Source organism: Hoeflea sp. AS16 (assembly GCF_038900095.1).
In the GTDB taxonomy this organism is placed as follows: Bacteria; Pseudomonadota; Alphaproteobacteria; order Rhizobiales; family Rhizobiaceae; genus Hoeflea.
Genome location: NZ_JBBMQQ010000001.1, coordinates 273,119 through 289,408 on the forward strand (window position 1 = coordinate 273,119; position 16,290 = coordinate 289,408).

Annotated in this window: 15 protein-coding genes; 6 read left to right on the plus strand and 9 right to left on the minus strand. The window is 61.6% G+C overall.

The genetic code is table 11. The features are described from left to right. The first annotated feature begins 9 nt into the window (after nucleotides 1–9). Nucleotides 10–723, plus strand: a complete 714-nt coding sequence (locus WNY80_RS01290) for a phosphatidylserine decarboxylase (protein WP_342886283.1) — start codon at nucleotides 10–12, stop codon at nucleotides 721–723. A gap of 30 nt (nucleotides 724–753) precedes the next feature. Further along, the gene (pssA, locus tag WNY80_RS01295) at nucleotides 754–1,644 is read left to right on the plus strand and encodes a CDP-diacylglycerol--serine O-phosphatidyltransferase (RefSeq protein ID WP_342885528.1); all 891 of its coding nucleotides are present in this window, start codon (nucleotides 754–756) and stop codon (nucleotides 1,642–1,644) included. A 53-nt stretch (nucleotides 1,645–1,697) separates the two neighbouring features. Here pssA and WNY80_RS01300 read toward each other — a convergent pair whose 3' ends face one another. The 8 genes from WNY80_RS01300 to WNY80_RS01335 all read right to left on the minus strand — a co-directional run bounded on the left by WNY80_RS01300 (nucleotide 1,698) and on the right by WNY80_RS01335 (nucleotide 11,980). Then, the gene (locus WNY80_RS01300; protein WP_342885529.1) at nucleotides 1,698–3,872 is read right to left on the minus strand and encodes an AMP-binding protein; all 2,175 of its coding nucleotides are present in this window, start codon (nucleotides 3,870–3,872) and stop codon (nucleotides 1,698–1,700) included. Between the two features lie 202 nt (nucleotides 3,873–4,074). Beyond that, entirely contained in the window at nucleotides 4,075–4,815 is a 741-nt protein-coding gene (locus tag WNY80_RS01305) for an SDR family NAD(P)-dependent oxidoreductase (protein ID WP_342886284.1), read from the minus strand. A gap of 6 nt (nucleotides 4,816–4,821) precedes the next feature. Then, entirely contained in the window at nucleotides 4,822–6,288 is a 1,467-nt protein-coding gene (gene purF, locus WNY80_RS01310) for an amidophosphoribosyltransferase (protein WP_342885530.1), read from the minus strand. Between the two features lie 51 nt (nucleotides 6,289–6,339). Continuing rightward, nucleotides 6,340–6,900 (minus strand): CvpA family protein, encoded by a 561-nt coding sequence (locus WNY80_RS01315; protein WP_342885531.1) that lies wholly within the window; start codon nucleotides 6,898–6,900, stop codon nucleotides 6,340–6,342. A gap of 63 nt (nucleotides 6,901–6,963) precedes the next feature. Then, on the minus strand, nucleotides 6,964–8,373 hold the full coding sequence (gene radA, locus WNY80_RS01320; RefSeq protein ID WP_342885532.1) for a DNA repair protein RadA: 1,410 nt from the start codon (nucleotides 8,371–8,373) through the stop codon (nucleotides 6,964–6,966). A 158-nt stretch (nucleotides 8,374–8,531) separates the two neighbouring features. Next, a complete protein-coding gene (alr, locus tag WNY80_RS01325; protein ID WP_342885533.1) occupies nucleotides 8,532–9,665 on the minus strand; it encodes an alanine racemase in 1,134 nt (377 codons plus the stop codon). A gap of 9 nt (nucleotides 9,666–9,674) precedes the next feature. Beyond that, nucleotides 9,675–11,207 (minus strand): replicative DNA helicase, encoded by a 1,533-nt coding sequence (locus WNY80_RS01330; RefSeq protein WP_342885534.1) that lies wholly within the window; start codon nucleotides 11,205–11,207, stop codon nucleotides 9,675–9,677. 221 nt (nucleotides 11,208–11,428) lie between these two features. Continuing rightward, on the minus strand, nucleotides 11,429–11,980 hold the full coding sequence (locus tag WNY80_RS01335; RefSeq protein WP_342885535.1) for a cysteine hydrolase family protein: 552 nt from the start codon (nucleotides 11,978–11,980) through the stop codon (nucleotides 11,429–11,431). Between the two features lie 78 nt (nucleotides 11,981–12,058). Here WNY80_RS01335 and WNY80_RS01340 point away from each other — a divergent pair, with 78 nt between their 5' ends. After that, nucleotides 12,059–13,015, plus strand: a complete 957-nt coding sequence (locus tag WNY80_RS01340; protein ID WP_342885536.1) for a helix-turn-helix domain-containing protein — start codon at nucleotides 12,059–12,061, stop codon at nucleotides 13,013–13,015. A gap of 32 nt (nucleotides 13,016–13,047) precedes the next feature. On the opposite strand, the gene WNY80_RS01345 is transcribed toward WNY80_RS01340, so the two are convergent. After that, nucleotides 13,048–13,536, minus strand: a complete 489-nt coding sequence (locus WNY80_RS01345; protein ID WP_342885537.1) for a hemerythrin domain-containing protein — start codon at nucleotides 13,534–13,536, stop codon at nucleotides 13,048–13,050. Between the two features lie 225 nt (nucleotides 13,537–13,761). Between WNY80_RS01345 and ccoN the strand changes: the two genes are divergently transcribed. From ccoN to WNY80_RS01360, 3 genes are read left to right on the plus strand one after another with little or no spacing between them, the layout of a single operon-like run. Continuing rightward, complete coding sequence (gene ccoN / locus WNY80_RS01350; protein ID WP_342885538.1) at nucleotides 13,762–15,381, plus strand: cytochrome-c oxidase, cbb3-type subunit I; 1,620 nt, start codon at nucleotides 13,762–13,764, stop codon at nucleotides 15,379–15,381. A gap of 12 nt (nucleotides 15,382–15,393) precedes the next feature. Further along, a complete protein-coding gene (gene ccoO / locus WNY80_RS01355; protein WP_342885539.1) occupies nucleotides 15,394–16,125 on the plus strand; it encodes a cytochrome-c oxidase, cbb3-type subunit II in 732 nt (243 codons plus the stop codon). A gap of 12 nt (nucleotides 16,126–16,137) precedes the next feature. Further along, nucleotides 16,138–16,290, plus strand: coding sequence for a cbb3-type cytochrome c oxidase subunit 3 (locus tag WNY80_RS01360; protein ID WP_342885540.1), 153 nt, complete (start codon nucleotides 16,138–16,140; stop codon nucleotides 16,288–16,290).

Consider the following 16,290-nt stretch of genomic DNA (forward strand, 5'->3'; position numbering starts at 1 on the left):
AAGGACAAAATCAGGGAAGACGTCATGAGTATCATCGATAGCGTTCGCAATGCGCTGGTGCCGGTTCACCGCGAAGGCTACAAGTTTGTCGCCACGTTCTTTGGCGTGTCGCTGCTTCTGGGCTTTGTCGCCGAACCCTTGTTCTGGATCGGCATGGTTCTGACCGCGTGGTGCGCCTATTTTTTCCGGGATCCGGAACGCGTGACGCCGCTTGACGATGATCTGGTGATCAGCCCGGCCGATGGCCGTGTCTCGTCGGTGGTGCGGATGACGCCGCCTGCCGAACTGAGCCTCGGAACCGACGAGATGCTGCGCATTTCCGTGTTCATGAACGTGTTCAACTGCCATGTGAACCGGGCTCCGATGAAGGGGCGTGTGCTTCGCAAGATCTATTCCCAGGGCTCCTTCCTCAACGCAGAACTCGACAAGGCGAGCACCGAGAACGAGCGCAGCGGTCTGGTGCTCGAGACCGCTCGCGGCGAAATCGGGGTGGTCCAGATCGCCGGACTTGTGGCGCGCCGGATTCTTTGCTGGGCCGAGGAAAACGAGCAGCTTGACGCGGGCGAGCGTTTTGGCCTGATCCGGTTCGGATCGCGGCTTGATGTTTTCCTGCCAGCATCGGTACGGCCGCTGGTCAGCGTCGGGCAGACTGCGATTGCAGGTGAAACCATGCTTGCCGAATTTGGATCAAACAAGGGGCCCGTGGTCAGCCGCCGCGACTAGCGGATTGACCGGGCGACAAGGGAGACATGCATGCCAACGCCGTTTCCGCCGTATGATCCCAACGGTCTGGACGAATCGGATCATGACGAGGGGCGTGGACCGCGGTTGCGCGAGATCCCGTTCCGGATGCTCATTCCGAACCTGATCACCGTGCTGGCGATCTGTGCCGGCATGACGGGTATCCGTCTTGCATTCGAAAACCACATCCAGCTGGCCGTGGCGATGGTGCTGATTGCTGCCTTTCTCGACGGGGTCGACGGGCGGGTGGCGCGGCTGTTGAAGGCGCAGTCGAAATTTGGCGCGCAGATGGATTCGCTGGCCGACATCATCAATTTCGGCGTTGCGCCGGCGCTGGTTCTCTACGTTTTCATTCTCGATCAGGCCCGCTCCTTTGGCTGGATTGCGGCCATCGTGTTCGCTGTCGCGGCCGGGCTGCGGCTGGCGCGGTTCAACGTCATCTCGGAAAACACGACACGGTCGGCCTGGCAGAGCTACTATTTTGTCGGCGTGCCGGCGCCAGCGGGTGCGCTGTTGGTGTTGCTGCCGGTCTATCTCGGGATCATGGGCGTGCCAATCGACCGGACGACAGGTTTTGCTGCTTCCGCCTACACCGTGTTTATCGGCTTTCTGCTGGTCAGCCGGGTGCCGGTGTTTTCCGGCAAGGGCATCAGCGGCGGGGTGCGCCGCGATCTGGTGATGCCGTTCATCCTGGTGGCGGTGGTCTATGTGTCGTTGCTGATGAGCTTTACCTGGGAAACGCTGACGGTGACGGCGCTTGCCTATCTCGCCTCGCTGCCGTTCGGAGCCCGGGCATGGTCGCTCAAATACGGACCCAAATCGCGGCAGAACAACGGGAATAATCCGGCTGGGGCCACTGAGCCCACTTCATCGACTGATCCCAAAGACGACGCGGAAAAGTAAGCCGGGGAAAATTACGCCGAGGTTTTTTGGCCGTGACTCGGTGGTCTCGGATCCTATTTCCTGGCGCGGTCGGTGCGGTGTGACTGGATCCACTCGTCGGCAATCTTCTGTGCGGTGACGTAATCGGTCTTGCCCGAGCCCAGAAGCGGGATTTCGGGGACATTGACGATCTCGCCGGGCACCATCAGGTCGGTGGCGCCGAACCTGCGCGAATACTCCCGCAATTCATCGCGAAGTGCCGGCATCCTGGTTGTGACCAGCACGATGCGCTCTCCCTTGCGGGTATCGGCGACAGCGACGGCGGCGTGAAAATCTTCCGGCCAGAGCTGCTGCACCATCAACTCGATGGCGCCGAGCGAGATCATTTCTCCGGCAATCTTGGCAAAGCGCTTTGCGCGTCCACGGATGGTGATGTAGCCGTCCTCGTCAACGGCAACGATATCGCCGGAATCATGCCAGCCATCGGTGAGCGGCTGCAGCACGCCGGGTTCGGAGGCCAGCATGTAGCCCAGCATGACATTGGGCCCCGAGACAAACAGCCGGCCGGCATCGTTGATGCCTTCTACCGGCTCGAGCCTGAGCGCCATTGCCGGCAGCAGGCGGCCAACCGTGCCGTCCTTGTTGTGACTGCGCGAATTGACGGCGGCGACCGGTGCAGTCTCGGTCATGCCGAAGCCCTCTATGATCGTGGCATCGAAGCGCTCACGATAGATCCTGCGTGTTTCGGCGCGGACAGCTTCCGCACCCGCCACGATCAGCCTCAGGCTTGCAAAATCGGTGTCCTTGGCAGTGCGTGCATAGCCGGCGAGGAAGGTGTCGGTGCCGAACATGATCGAGGGCCTGACTTCGCGGGCCACTGCCGGGATGATCCGGTAATGCAGCGGCGAGGGGTAGAGGAACAGTCTCACCCCATAGAGCAGGGGCAGGATGGCACCGCCGGTCAGCCCGAAGCAATGAAACACCGGCAGCACGTTGAACAGCTTGTCCTCGACCGAGATATCGATGCGGGCTTCGGCCTGGGCCGCATTGGCATGAATGTTGCGATGGGAGAGGACCACGCCCTTGGGGGTGCCTTCCGACCCCGAGGTGAAGAGAACAACGGCAGGATCACCGGCTTTGACAGGCTGCAGCGGTTTGCGCCAGTTCAGGAAGGCGCTGGCCTTTTCCTGCCAGGAGATGCTCTCGCGCATATCCTCGAGCCAGATGATGGTCACACCGGCTTTCTCGATGGCTGCGACCGGCGCTTCAAGGCCAGCCTTTTCGACAAAGGCGCGGCTTGCCAGCACGATGCGGATCTTTGCGGTCGACAAGGCCGAAACAAGGGCCGCGGGACCCGCGGTGTAGTTGAGCATGGCCGCGACCCGCCCGGCGGACTGCAGCGCGAGAAAGGTGACGATGGCGGCGTTGGCGTTGGGGAGCATCACGCCCAGGGCCTCGCCGGGCTGGCTCATTGCCGCGAACCGGACGCCGAGCACCCTGGCGCCGATCAGCATCTTCTTGTAGCTCAGCTTGCCGCCGAGCGCGTCTTCGAGCACGGGGCCTGCCTTGCCATAGCGGTCGGCGGCATCGCGAAACGCCAGAAACAGGCCGCGATCGAGATCGTTGCTGGCAAACCGCACCTCTGCCAGCAGGTCATGCACCCGGTCTTCGTCGCGTGGCGCTGTCGCTCCATTGCTGGCCGGGCTGATGACGCCGAAATCGAGAAGGCCGGACTGCGCCAGCCTGAAGCGTGGCAACAGATGGCGGGGTGCGCTGGAGCGTGGATACGCCGACCAGATGGACAAACTCGATCCGCGCACATGCATGGCGCGCATGACCGCGCCGTGCTTGCGCGCGAAACCCGCCAGGGCCTTGTAGGCCGCAAGAGTATCGCTGCCAGGTTCTGCGTCGGGCGGGCAGGGCACAGTGACCGCGCGCCCGGAGGCAAGAGCGGCTTCGATGGCGGCAGCGTCTCCGGCATGCGCTGTGCGGGCGAAGAGGCGCATGCCAAACAGGATCAGCGAGCGCTGGTCGTCCGGATGCAGCACATGCAGGCAATCCCGGTCGAGAACCGACCACAAGACCGCCGCGTCGAGACCTGACTGGCGCGGATAGACATGGACAACCGGACGGTCAGGAGAAGGGGCAGGTGAGCCAGGTGACTGTTCAGGCAAATGAAGCCGGAAAAGCGTCTTGAGCTTGACCAGCGCGATGGCCTGCGCGAGCCCGGAATTGCGTTGACGCGACACTTTAACAGCCGCAAGTAAACCGGCTGCCAATATTATGATTATCAGCGCTACCGCAAAGCCCGCCATCTACAACATCCTCCATGCCTGCCGGTCCATGAAGGTGGTTCATCCCTGAACCGGGCGAAAGCTCCCGTCAGTCAGCCTAGAGCCGATCTTGTGCGAATGGAACCGGTTTGATTGTCCGGCGGAGATGCGGGGGTCGTTATTCCGGCAGCCGGTAGTCGAAGAACCGGTTTTCAGCGACCCGGAACAGTTTGCCGGTCTCGGTGCATGCCGGCGCACAGAGCGGGACCAGCTTGGCCGCGACTTCGGAGGGATGGGGCAGGGTATCGGGGTCTTCGCCCGGCATGGCCTGCGCCCGCATCGCCGTCCGGGTGGCACCCGGATCAATCGAATTGACCTTGAGCGAGGTCTTGTTTGTTTCCGCGGCCCATACCCGTGCCAGGGTCTCGACGGCGGATTTGGAGGCGGCGTAAGGCCCCCAGAAGGCGCGTGCCGAATGGGCGACGCCTGACGACAGGATCAGCGCCCGGCCGGCATCGGACTTGATCAGCAACGGCTCGACCGAGCGCATTACCCTCCAGGTGGCGGTGACATTGACTGCCATCACCTTGTCGAACACCTTGGCCTCGACATGGCTGACAGGCGAAATGGTGCCGAGCACACCGGCATTGGCGACGAGAATGTCGAGCTTGCCCCAGCGCTCGTTGATGGCTCCGCCGAGGCGGTCAATGGCGGGCATGTCGGTCAGGTCCATCGGTACCAGCGTGGCGCTGCCGCCGGCTGTCTGAATGGCGTCGTCGAGTTCCTCGAGCCCGCCGGTGGTGCGGGCCACGGCAATCACGTGTGCGCCATGCTTGGCAAGCGCCAGCGCCGTGGCGTAACCGATTCCCCGGGAAGCGCCTGTGACCAGCGCGATACGTCCTTCAAGCAATGCCATGATTCCAGTTTATCCGTTGTTGGCCAGCAGCGACAGGCTGCGCACATTTTCCAGATCTTCCTGATCGGTGAGCACTGTCGGGTAGTCTCCGGTAAAGCAGGCATCGCAGAATTGCGGGCATTCTGCATTGCGCCCCGGTTCGCGCACGGCGCGGTAGAGCCCGTCGATCGAGACGAAGCCGAGACTGTCCACCCGGATGAAATCCGCCATCGCCTCGACCGACATGCGCGAGGCGAGAAGCTTGGATTTTTCCGGCGTGTCGACCCCGTAGAAGCACGACGACATGGTCGGCGGGGAGGCGATGCGCATATGCACTTCGCGCGCGCCGGCTTCGCGCACCAGCTTCACGATCTTCTGGCTGGTGGTGCCGCGGACGATGGAATCGTCGACCAGCACCACGCGTTTGCCTTCGATCATGTTCTTGTTGGGGTTGAGCTTGAGCTTGACGCCCATGTGGCGAATCTCGGATGACGGCGCGATGAAGGTGCGGCCGACATAGTGGTTGCGGATGATGCCGAGTTCGAAGGGCAGTCCCGCCTGTTGGGAGAAACCGATGGCCGCAGGCGTGCCGGAATCGGGAACCGGGATGATGACGTCGGCATCGACCGGGCATTCCTTGGCCAGTTCCTCGCCGATCTTCTTGCGCGCCTCGTAGACATTGCGGTTCTCGATGGTCGAGTCGGGACGGGCGAAATAGACGTATTCGAAGATGCACAGGCGTGGTGACTGTTTCTCGAAGGGGAAATGGCTCTCGATCCCCTTGGACGTGATCACCACCACCTCGCCGGGCTGGACGTCGCGGACAAAACGGGCGCCGATGATGTCGAGCGCGCAGGTTTCCGATGCGAGAATATAGGCGCCATCAAGGTCGCCGATGCACAGCGGCCGGATGCCGAGCGGATCGCGCGCGCCGATCATCTTTTTCTCCGACAGTCCCACAAGCGAGTAGGCGCCTTCGATCCGCGACAGCGCATCGATGAACTTCGGCACGATCCGGGCCTTTTCGCTGGTGGCGATCAGATGCAGGATGACTTCGGTGTCCGATGTCGAGGAGAAAATCGAGCCGCGCTTCTGCAATTCGCGCTGCACGGTCAGTGCATTGGTGATGTTGCCATTGTGGGCAATGGCAAAGCCGCCGCCGGCAAACTCGGCAAAGAACGGCTGGACGTTGCGCAGGCCTTCGCCGCCGGTGGTGGAATAGCGGGTGTGGCCGATGGCGCGATCACCGGGCAGCCGGTCCATGACCGAGCGCTTGGTAAAGGTGTCACCGATCAGGCCGACATGGCGCTCGACGGAAAACTGCTGGCCGTCGAAAGCGACGATGCCGGCGGCTTCCTGACCGCGGTGCTGAAGCGCGTGCAGACCCAGAGTGACAACGGCTGCAGCCTCGGATTTTCCGAAGATGCCGAACACGCCGCATTCGTCATGGAAGTCATCGGCTTCGTTGTCGACCGGTTTCAAGCCACTGTCTGTCATCGGCGTCGAACCCTTCATGTAGACCCGCCGGATTGATCCCGGCCGGAATTCCTATCCGCTGGTGGCGGGAGCCGCATCGGATCCCGGTTCTTGCGAACCGCCGCCGCGCAGGCGTTCAAGGATCGTTGCATCGGCATCATCGGGCAGCATGTTGACCAGCTTGGCACCCAGTGAATCGAGCATCGGCTTGGATTTCGCGGTTACCACCCATTCAGGCTGCTTTGGCGAGGCCACCAGCCAGTTGAAGAACAGCATGGCGACAACAACCAGCAACACACCGCGTGCTGCGCCAAAGACGAAGCCGAGGGTGCGGTCGAGCGCGCCGATGCGGCTGTCGATGATGAAATCGGCAATGCGCATGGTGATGTAGGACACCACGATCAGCGCGATCAGAAACACCAGTGCGGCGGAGCCGATCATGGCGATCTTGTCCGACGAGGTGTATTTCAGCGCCAGCGGCGTGAGCAGGGGGTAGAGGAAATAGGCCGCGGCAGCGGCAGCGATCCAGGAAGCGACGGCCAGCACCTCGCGCGAAAATCCACGAACCATGGCAAGCACTGCAGAAAACAGCGTGATGCCAAGCAGGATGCCGTCAAGAAGGGTAATGGGCATGAAATCGCGTTCCGTTCAGGCTCTGCCTACCATTGCCGTTTCTGGCTCCCGGATAGGCTGAATTCAGTTTTCGTCCTCGTCACTTCCGGTCAGGGCCGCACCCTTGGACCCGGCAATGCGCGCGACCAGATCCGCCAGTGTTTCCATCTGGGCCAGACCGGCGCCCGACCTCGTCGGCAGGTCGGCGGATCCCGATGGCAATACCGCGTTGGCGAAGCCCAGTTTTTCGGCCTCCTTCAGCCTCAAACCCGTTTGCGCCACCGGACGGATAGCCCCCGACAGGCTGACTTCGCCGAAATAGACGCAATCGGCGGGAAGGGCAAGCCCGGCAAGCGAGGAAACCAGCGCTGCGGCCACAGCCAAATCGGCCGCGGGTTCCGCAATGCGGTATCCGCCGGCGATATTGAGGTAGACATCATGGCTGCCAAGGCGCACGCCACAATGGGCCTCGAGCACTGCGAGAATCATCGACAGGCGCGCCGAATCCCAGCCGATCACCGCACGGCGCGGTGTGCCCAGACTCGAAGGCGCCACCAGCGCCTGGACCTCGACCAGCACCGGCCGGGTGCCCTCGATGCCGGCGAACACCGCAGCGCCGGGGGCCTTGGCGTTGCGCTCTCCCAGGAACAGTTCCGACGGGTTGGCAACTTCGCGCAACCCCTTGTCGGACATTTCAAACACGCCGATCTCGTCGGTGGCGCCGAAGCGATTCTTGACCGTTCTGAGAATGCGGTAGTGGTGGCCGCGGTCGCCTTCGAAATACAGCACCGCGTCGACCATGTGTTCGACCACGCGGGGGCCGGCGATCTGGCCATCCTTGGTCACGTGCCCGACCAGGACCATGGCAGCGCCGGTCTGCTTGGCGTAGCGCACCATGGCGTGCACGCCGGTACGCACCTGCGTGACCGTGCCCGGCGCCGAACCGGCAAGGTCGCTCCAGAGCGTCTGGATCGAATCAATAATGACGAAATCGGGACGTTTGCCTTCGGCGAGCGTGGCGAGGATATCCTCGACATTGGTTTCCGCCGCCAGCAGGACGCCCGAATCAGCAGCACCCAGCCGTTGCGCCCTGAGCCTGACCTGGGCGACGGCTTCTTCGCCCGAAACATAGATCACCCGGTTGCCCTGCCTGGCGAGGGCGGCGGCGGCCTGCATCAGAAGTGTGGATTTGCCGATGCCGGGATCACCGCCGACCAGCACTGCCGATCCGCGCACGAATCCGCCACCGGTCACCCGGTCGAGTTCGCTGACCAGCGTGGAGATGCGTGGCGCTTCCTCGATCTCGCCCGACAGGCTGGCCAGCGCCACCGCACGGCCCTTTTTCGCCGCAGTACCAGGTCCTCCGCCAATGCCGCCGGTGGGGTCGTCTTCGACAATGGTGTTCCATTCGCCGCAACCATCACACTTTCCGGCCCAGCGGGCATGCACGGTGCCGCAGGATTGACAAACAAATTGAACGCGGGCTTTGGCCAAGGATCAGTTACCTCTGTTGCTGTCGCCGGTTTGTCAGGAAGATGACAGTTTGTCCACTGTTTGTTCTGTTTTTCCATGCTGATCCATGAAAAAACTGATGCAGTTTGGCCGCATTGCGCAGACGGCTGGCATTTATCCATCAACAGTGGCGGCTGTCGTCAATCCACATAGCTGCGCGCGTGACGCTGTCCGAGGCTGGTGAGCAATTCATAGCTGATGGTGCCGGCCGCGGTTGCTGCTTGTTCCAGCGAGACGGTTGGACCAAGCAGTTCGACCCAGTCTCCGGCATTCACAGCTCCATCGGGCAGGTCGGTCACATCGAACATGGTCAGATCCATGGTGATCTTGCCGATCACCGGAATGCGCGTGCCGTTGATGGCTCCGAAAGCGCCTTGCGGCACCGCAGACCGCAACGGTACGCCGGCGCCCGAGCCGTTCCGGTGAAAGCCGTCGGCGTAGCCCACGCCGCAGACCGCGATGCGGCTGTCGCGCGTCAGCGTGTGCGCGGCGCCGTAACTCACTGTCTGGCCGGCCTTTGCATTGCGGATGACAAGCACGCGTGTTTGTGCGGTGACAACTGTGCGCATCCGGTTTGGAACATCCGACACCGGATCGCCGCCATAGAGCGCAATGCCCGGGCGCGTCAGGTCGTGATGGGGTGCTGATCCGAGGAAAATGCCGCCGGAATTGGCAAGGCTCGCCTCGATCCCGGAAAAGCAGGGCCTGATGCTGTCAAACAGCTTGATCTGCTCTTGGTTCAGCGGATGATCGGGATCGTCAGCGCAGGCGAAATGGCTCATCACAAGGCAGGGAGGCGGTGCGCTGCCCTGTGAATGCGCTGCAGCTTCCTCGGGTGTCAGGCCCATCCGGTTCATGCCGGTGTCGATATGCAAGGCGTAGGCGCGGCCATCGGCATTTGCGCACCAGAAGGCGGCTTGTTCCGGCGAGTTGATGATCGGGATCAGGTCATGCGCCAGTGTTTGCGCGAACGAGCCTTCGAAGACGCCGTTCAGCACGTAGATGCGGGCGTCGGGCAGCAATGGCCTCAGGGCCGCGGCCTCATTGGCGTCAGCGACAAAGAAGTCCCTGCAGCCCTCGCGGGCCAATCTTGGCGCAACCCTGTCGGCACCGGTTCCGTAGGCATTGGCCTTTACGGCGGCGCCGCAACGGGCGCTGCCGGACAGGTCACGCATCTTCCGCCAGTTTTCAGCCAGTGCGCCCAGATCAACGCTCAGGCGCGTTGTGGTGGCGGAGGGGGAGCCGTGCTCAAAGGTGCTCGCGGATGACGTCACAGCGTAAACCTACTCGTCGTGGACAAATTGGTCGTAGGAATTGTCGGCCAGATCCTCGAAGCGGGTGAATTCCGCCTGGAAGGCCAGCTGTACCGTACCGGTCGGTCCATGACGCTGCTTGGCGATGATGACGTCGGCGGTGCCCTTCACCTTCAGCATCTTTTCTTCCCAGGCGAGGTATTCCGGGGTCTTGATGTCGGCGGCCACTTCTTCCTGGCTGCGGCGTGGCTCGCCATTCTTGACGTAGTATTCCTCACGATACACGAACAGCACCACGTCGGCGTCCTGCTCGATCGAACCCGATTCACGCAAGTCGGAGAGCTGCGGACGCTTGTCCTCGCGGCTTTCCACCTGACGCGACAGCTGGGACAGCGCGATGATGGGAACATTGAGTTCCTTGCCGAGCGCCTTCAGGCCGGTGGTGATCTGGGTGATTTCCTGCACCCGGTTGTCGCTCGACTTGCCCGAGCCGGTCATCAGCTGGATGTAGTCGATAACCAGTACGTCAAGGCCGCGCTGGCGCTTGAGACGGCGGGCGCGGGCGGACAATTGGGCGATGGAAATACCGCCGGTCTGGTCGATATAGAGCGGGACCTTCTGCATCATCTGCGAGCAGCCAACCAGCTTTTCGAAATCGGCTTCGTTGATCTCGCCACGGCGGATCTTGGACGACGAAATCTCGGTTTGCTCGGAAATGATACGTGTTGCCAGCTGTTCGGACGACATTTCGAGCGAGTAGAAGCCGACCACGCCGCCATTCTTGGCCTTCATCGAACCATCGGCTTGGACCTCGCCCTCATAGGCCTGGGCAATGTTGAAGGCGATGTTGGTGGCAAGCGAGGTCTTGCCCATACCCGGACGTCCGGCAAGCACGATCAAGTCGGAATGCTGCAAGCCGCCCATGCGGGCATCGAGCGACGAGATGCCGGTGGAAATGCCCGACAGTCCGCCGTCGCGCTGATAGGCGGCGCCGGCCATGTCGATGGCAAGCGACACGGCGTCGTTGAACGACTGGAAGCCGCCGTCGTAGCGGCCGGTCTCGGCGAGTTCGAACAGGCGGCGCTCGGCGTCCTCGATCTGGGTGCTCGGGGGCATGTCGAGCGGCGCGTCAAAGGCGATGTTGACCATGTCCTCGCCGATCGAGATCAGCGAGCGCCGGAGCGCCAGGTCGTAGATCGCCCGGCCGTAGTCCTCGGCGTTGATGATGGTGACGGCTTCGGTGGCCAGACGGGCGAGATACTGCGCCACGGTCATGTCGCCGACCTTGGCATCGGCGGGCAGGAAGGTCTTGATGGTCACCGGGTTGGCGGTCTTGCCCATGCGGATGATGTCGCCGCCGACCTCGTAGATCTTGCGGTGCAACGGTTCCTGGAAGTGTTCGGGCTTGAGGAAGTCGGAGACCCGGTAAAAGGCGTCATTGTTGACCAGTATCGCGCCGAGCAGCGCCTGTTCGGCCTCGATGTTTGACGGGGCTTCGCGAAACAGCGGACTTTTTTCGGCACGGGCCGGAATCGGCTCTATCTTGCGGGCTGCATCATTCATCTTCTGGACTGTCCTGAACTTGGTGCGGGCGGCGTTGGCTTGCAATAACGAAAGTGGGTGGCCATGTCAGCGCATGGCCAGCCCAAATTCGAAGCGAATCGCCGAAGCACCAATGTTGTGCACGTTGTCCACACTTGTCCACAGCATCGTGCGGCCAAAGTTACGGTGCAGCGACAAATGCGCTTTGGAAGGGTTGTGTCGCCGACCGAATCGGGCGGGGCTCAGGAGCCCGCGAGGAAACTCTCGCAATCCAGCAGCGTGGCATAACCGAACGAGAGTGCGCTCATGAATGCCGCATGGACCTGTTCCGCCGGCACTGCCACGCCGTCAAATTCCACATCCCGTGCAGCACAGGCGTCATGCACCAATGTGACCGTGTAGCCGAAATCGGAGGCAGCGCGGGTGGTGGCGTCGATGCAGATCTGGCTCATTGCACCGACGATGATGACCTTGGTGATGCCGCGTCCCGACAGAGTCGCATGCAGTGGGGTGTTGTGGAAGCTGTTCGGCGCGTGCTTGAGAAACACTTCCTCGCCGGCCTGCGGCGCAACTTTCGGGTGGATTTCGGCGCCTGAAGTCCCCGGTCTGAAGAAGGGCGCGTCGTCGGAGAGCATCTCGTGGTGGATGTGAACGATCATGTGGCCGTTCTTGCGGGCATGGGCCAGAACCTTCGCCGCGTTGTCGCTCGCCTGATCCATCCTGTTCAGCGTCCAGCGGCCGCCATCGAAATAGTCATTCTGGATGTCGACGAGAATGAGGGCTGTGTCAGTCATTTCGGGTCTCCCTTTGTTGAGAGCCAGAGATTTGCACATGGCAGCGGATACGATATATTGGCGTATATGACAAAGATTATGCAGAATCCGCCAAATCGAAGCGGACCGGACCGGTCTCTCGCCCTCATCGCCTATCAGGGCGTTCAGGAAGCCGCAGTGCTGGGGTTGGCCGACCTTTTCGACACGGCCAACAAGATCAGCGCGGAGCAGGGCGGTGTCGTCATCAATGTCGAGGTGCTCAGACCGGGCAGGCTGCCTCCGGTATCGGTTCATTACGACGCGTTGATCGTGCCTCCCAACAGAAGCGATGCCCGCGGGGAGGCAGACCGTGAGTTTCATGGCTGGATTCGCGCCCGGCACGGGGCGGGGACATTGACCGCGTCAGTGTGCGCGGGACTGTTCTGGCTGGGGCATGCCGGGCTGTTGGCCAAGCGGCCGGTGACAACCCACTGGGCGCTGGAAGACGAGGTTCGCGCAGCCTTTCCCGACGCCGACCTGCAGCCCGAGCACCTGTTGATCGACGACAGTGACATCATCACCGCCGGCGGGATGATGGCCTGGGTTGATCTGGGGATGTTCTTCGTCGAACGCTGGCAGGGTGTCGAGGTGCTCAGCAGCACAGCCCGCTATCTGCTGATTGATCCGGGCAAGCGCGAACAGCGCAACTACCGCAGCTTCCGGCCCAATCTCAATCATGGTGACGACACCATTCTGACGCTGCAGCTCTGGATGGAAGGGCATGTGCAGGACGATCTGGGAGTGGAGGCGCTGGCGGCGCACAGCAATTTGTCCGGGCGGACTTTCCTGCGCCGTTTCAAGGCGGCGACGGGTTTGAACCCGAATGCCTACGTCCAGGCGCTTCGGGTGGAAAAGGCACGCGGGTTGCTGGAGAGAACCCGCGACCCTGTCGGTGCCGTCGGCTGGGCCGTGGGGTACCATGACCTGTCGGCCTTTGGCCGGGTGTTCCGGTCGGTCACCGGGCTGACCGCGGCAGAGTACCGGCGTCGCTTCAGTGTTCTGGATGTGCGGGCGTAGCGCGACTTGACGACTGGTTGCGGCCGGAATTTCTATTCATCGAGCGCAGTGCCGGAACTGGAATCGGTCCCCAACGGCAGCAGCATCTCCGATTCAAACGCGATGTGGCGCCGCATGGCCTCGAAGAAGCCGCGCAGCATGTAGCCGATCGCCTCGGTGTTGACGTCCGGAGCACCACTTCCCAGTGCGTGAAGCGCCTCGGTCAGTTCCTCGGCAAAGCACTCGTCCTCGCAATGCTCGAACCGCAAGCGGTTCAGTGTCGCTTCGATTTTCTCGCCGGACCCCATCCGCTTCGCGATCATCGGGAACACCACGTCTTCCTCGAAGCGATGGACGCCCCTGATCATCGGGCCGAGGGCGCGGGCTGCATACATGCATTTTTGTCGGTTGATGCCGTCGGGGAGCGAATCGGCGATTTCTTCGAGCCGGTCGCACAGCAGCAATTGATCCTTGTGCGCCTTGCGCAAGGCGGCAATCGGGTCTTCTCCATGCGCCAGCTTGATGGTGGCGTTATCTGTCATGAGGTCTCTTCCCAGTCCAAGAGCGATGTTATTGTTCGTTTTGTTTCCCTCTCGGTGTAAAAAACTAGGTGGGGGAACGCTCTGCGTCCTTGACTTGGATCAATGCAGAATGAAGACGTCTCTGCGAATTGTGCCATAGTTCGGCGAAGGTTCGCAGCTTGTCTAAAGGGGGCAGGCACGGCGGCATTCCCGGCTCTATTCTGATACCCCTGGGGGATAACAACAATGAAATACGCTTTCGAAACAATCGCCGTGGGCCTCTTTGCCTTCTTGGCGTTGCTCGGCGTGGCTTTCGCCAAGGACGACCTGTTCGCGGCCCATATGTGGGTCCTGTTCTTCGTCCTGCTGGTGAGCACCGTGCTGTTGCTGCGGCGAGTCAATTTCTCACCGGTCACGGGCCAATCGGCTGACGGCAAATCAGGTTATTTTGACGAGGTGGTGCGATACGGCATCATCGCCACGACCTTCTGGGGTATCGTCGGGTTTCTGGTCGGCGTCATCGTTGCCTTCCAGCTGGCCTTTCCCGATCTCAACATCGAGCCATGGTTCAACTTCGGCCGCATGCGTCCGTTGCACACCTCGGCGGTGATTTTCGCCTTTGGCGGCAACGCACTTATCGCGACATCGTTCTACGTGGTCCAGCGCACCTCCCGCGCAAGGCTGTTCGGCGGCGAGCTCGGCTGGTTCGTGTTCTGGGGCTACCAGCTGTTCATCGTCATGGCCGCAACCGGATACCTGCTGGGCATCACCCAGAGCCGCGAGTATGCCGAGCCTGAATGGTATGTGGACCTGTGGCTGACGATTGTCTGGGTTGCCTACCTGGTTACCTTCCTGGGCACGATCATCAAGCGCAAGGAGCCGCATATCTATGTGGCGAACTGGTTCTACCTTGCCTTCATCGTCACCATCGCGATGCTGCACATCGTCAACAACCTGGCGGTTCCGGTGTCGTTCCTCGGTGCCAAGAGTTATTCCGCCTTCTCCGGGGTGCAGGATGCGCTGACGCAGTGGTGGTACGGCCATAACGCCGTTGGCTTCTTCCTGACCGCAGGCTTCCTGGGCATGATGTACTACTTCATCCCCAAGCAGTCGGGCCGTCCGGTCTATTCCTACCGGCTTTCGATCATCCACTTCTGGGCGCTGATCTTCCTCTACATCTGGGCCGGTCCTCACCATCTGCACTACACGGCTCTGCCGGACTGGGCGCAGACGCTGGGCATGGTGTTCTCGATCATGCTGTGGATGCCCTCATGGGGCGGCATGATCAACGGTCTGATGACGCTGTCGGGCGCATGGGACAAGATCCGCACCGATCCGATCATCCGGATGATGGTGATTGCTGTGGCCTTCTACGGCATGTCGACCTTCGAAGGTCCGATGATGTCGATCAAGGCGGTCAACTCGCTGAGCCACTACACCGACTGGACCATTGGTCACGTGCATTCCGGTGCACTCGGCTGGGTCGGCATGATCTCGTTTGGCGCCATCTACTACCTGGTGCCCAAGCTTTGGAACCGTCCGCGGCTCTATTCCATGCGTCTGGTCAACTGGCACTTCTGGCTCGCCACGCTCGGTATCGTTGTCTATGCGGCGGTTCTGTGGGTTGCCGGCATCCAGCAGGGCCTGATGTGGCGTGAATACGATGATCAGGGCTTCCTGGTGTATTCCTTCGCCGAATCCGTGGCGGCGATGTACCCCTATTATCTGCTCCGCGCCATCGGCGGGCTGATGTACCTGACAGGCGGCGTCATCATGGGATGGAACGTACTGATGACCATCCTTGGCCATGAGCGGAACGAGGCCCCCATTCCGGGCAGCGAACCCGTCATGCAGCCGGCAGAGTAAGGAGACAAAACCATGTCACTGTTAGATAAACACGGTATCATCGAGCGCAATGCGACGCTGCTTCTGGTCGGTTCGCTTGTGGTGGTCTCCATCGGCGGCATCGTCGAGATTGCACCGCTCTTCTACCTCGAGAACACAATCGAGAAGGTGGAGGGGATGCGTCCCTACTCGCCGCTGGAACTGGCCGGCCGCAACATCTACATCCGCGAGGGTTGCTATACCTGCCACAGCCAGATGATCCGTCCCTTCCGGGACGAGGTCGAACGCTATGGCCATTACAGCCTTGCGGCGGAATCGATGTACGACCATCCGTTCCAATGGGGATCGAAGCGGACGGGGCCAGACCTCGCCCGCGTCGGCAGCCGCTACTCGAATGAATGGCATGTCGAGCACCTCAAGGAGCCGCGCTCGGTGGTGCCTGAATCGATCATGCCAAGCTATTCGTTCCTGGCCACAACGCCGCTCAAGATTGCCAATGTCACGGCCGAGCTGAACGCGAACCTTGCCGTCGGTGTGCCCTACACCGAAGACATGATCGCCAATGCCGAGGCCGACCTGATGGCGCAATCCGATCCCGAGGCGGATACGTCCGGCATCGAGGAGCGTTATCCCAAGGCCAAGCTGGGCGATTTCGACGGCAATCCGGCCATGGTCACCGAGATGGACGCGCTCGTGTCCTATTTGCAGATGCTTGGCACGTTGGTCGATTTCTCGACCTACGACGAAGCCGCCGGTTACCGGTAGGGAGATGGTGTAATGGAAACCTATACCGCAATGCGCCATTTCGCCGACAGCTGGGGGCTTGTCTTCCTGTTCGTCGTGTTCGTGGGCATGGTGCTTTTCCTGCTCCGCCCTGGTGCCAAGAAAGCCGCCGACGAGGCAGCGCAAATCCCGTTGAAGGAGGACTGA

Bases quoted from the DNA above. Each gene is read 5' to 3' on its own strand.
- WNY80_RS01345 (WP_342885537.1), bottom strand. From the start codon at position 13,536: ATGACAGATAACGCCACCATCAAGCTGGCGCATGGAGAAGACCCGATT.
- WNY80_RS01335 (WP_342885535.1), bottom strand. From the start codon at position 11,980: ATGACTGACACAGCCCTCATTCTCGTCGACATCCAGAATGACTATTTC.
- ccoN (WP_342885538.1), top strand. From the start codon at position 13,762: ATGAAATACGCTTTCGAAACAATCGCCGTGGGCCTCTTTGCCTTCTTG.
- pssA (WP_342885528.1), top strand. From the start codon at position 754: ATGCCAACGCCGTTTCCGCCGTATGATCCCAACGGTCTGGACGAATCG.
- WNY80_RS01360 (WP_342885540.1), top strand. From the start codon at position 16,138: ATGGAAACCTATACCGCAATGCGCCATTTCGCCGACAGCTGGGGGCTT.
- WNY80_RS01315 (WP_342885531.1), bottom strand. From the start codon at position 6,900: ATGCCCATTACCCTTCTTGACGGCATCCTGCTTGGCATCACGCTGTTT.
- purF (WP_342885530.1), bottom strand. From the start codon at position 6,288: ATGACAGACAGTGGCTTGAAACCGGTCGACAACGAAGCCGATGACTTC.
- ccoO (WP_342885539.1), top strand. From the start codon at position 15,394: ATGTCACTGTTAGATAAACACGGTATCATCGAGCGCAATGCGACGCTG.
- WNY80_RS01340 (WP_342885536.1), top strand. From the start codon at position 12,059: ATGCAGAATCCGCCAAATCGAAGCGGACCGGACCGGTCTCTCGCCCTC.
- WNY80_RS01330 (WP_342885534.1), bottom strand. From the start codon at position 11,207: ATGAATGATGCAGCCCGCAAGATAGAGCCGATTCCGGCCCGTGCCGAA.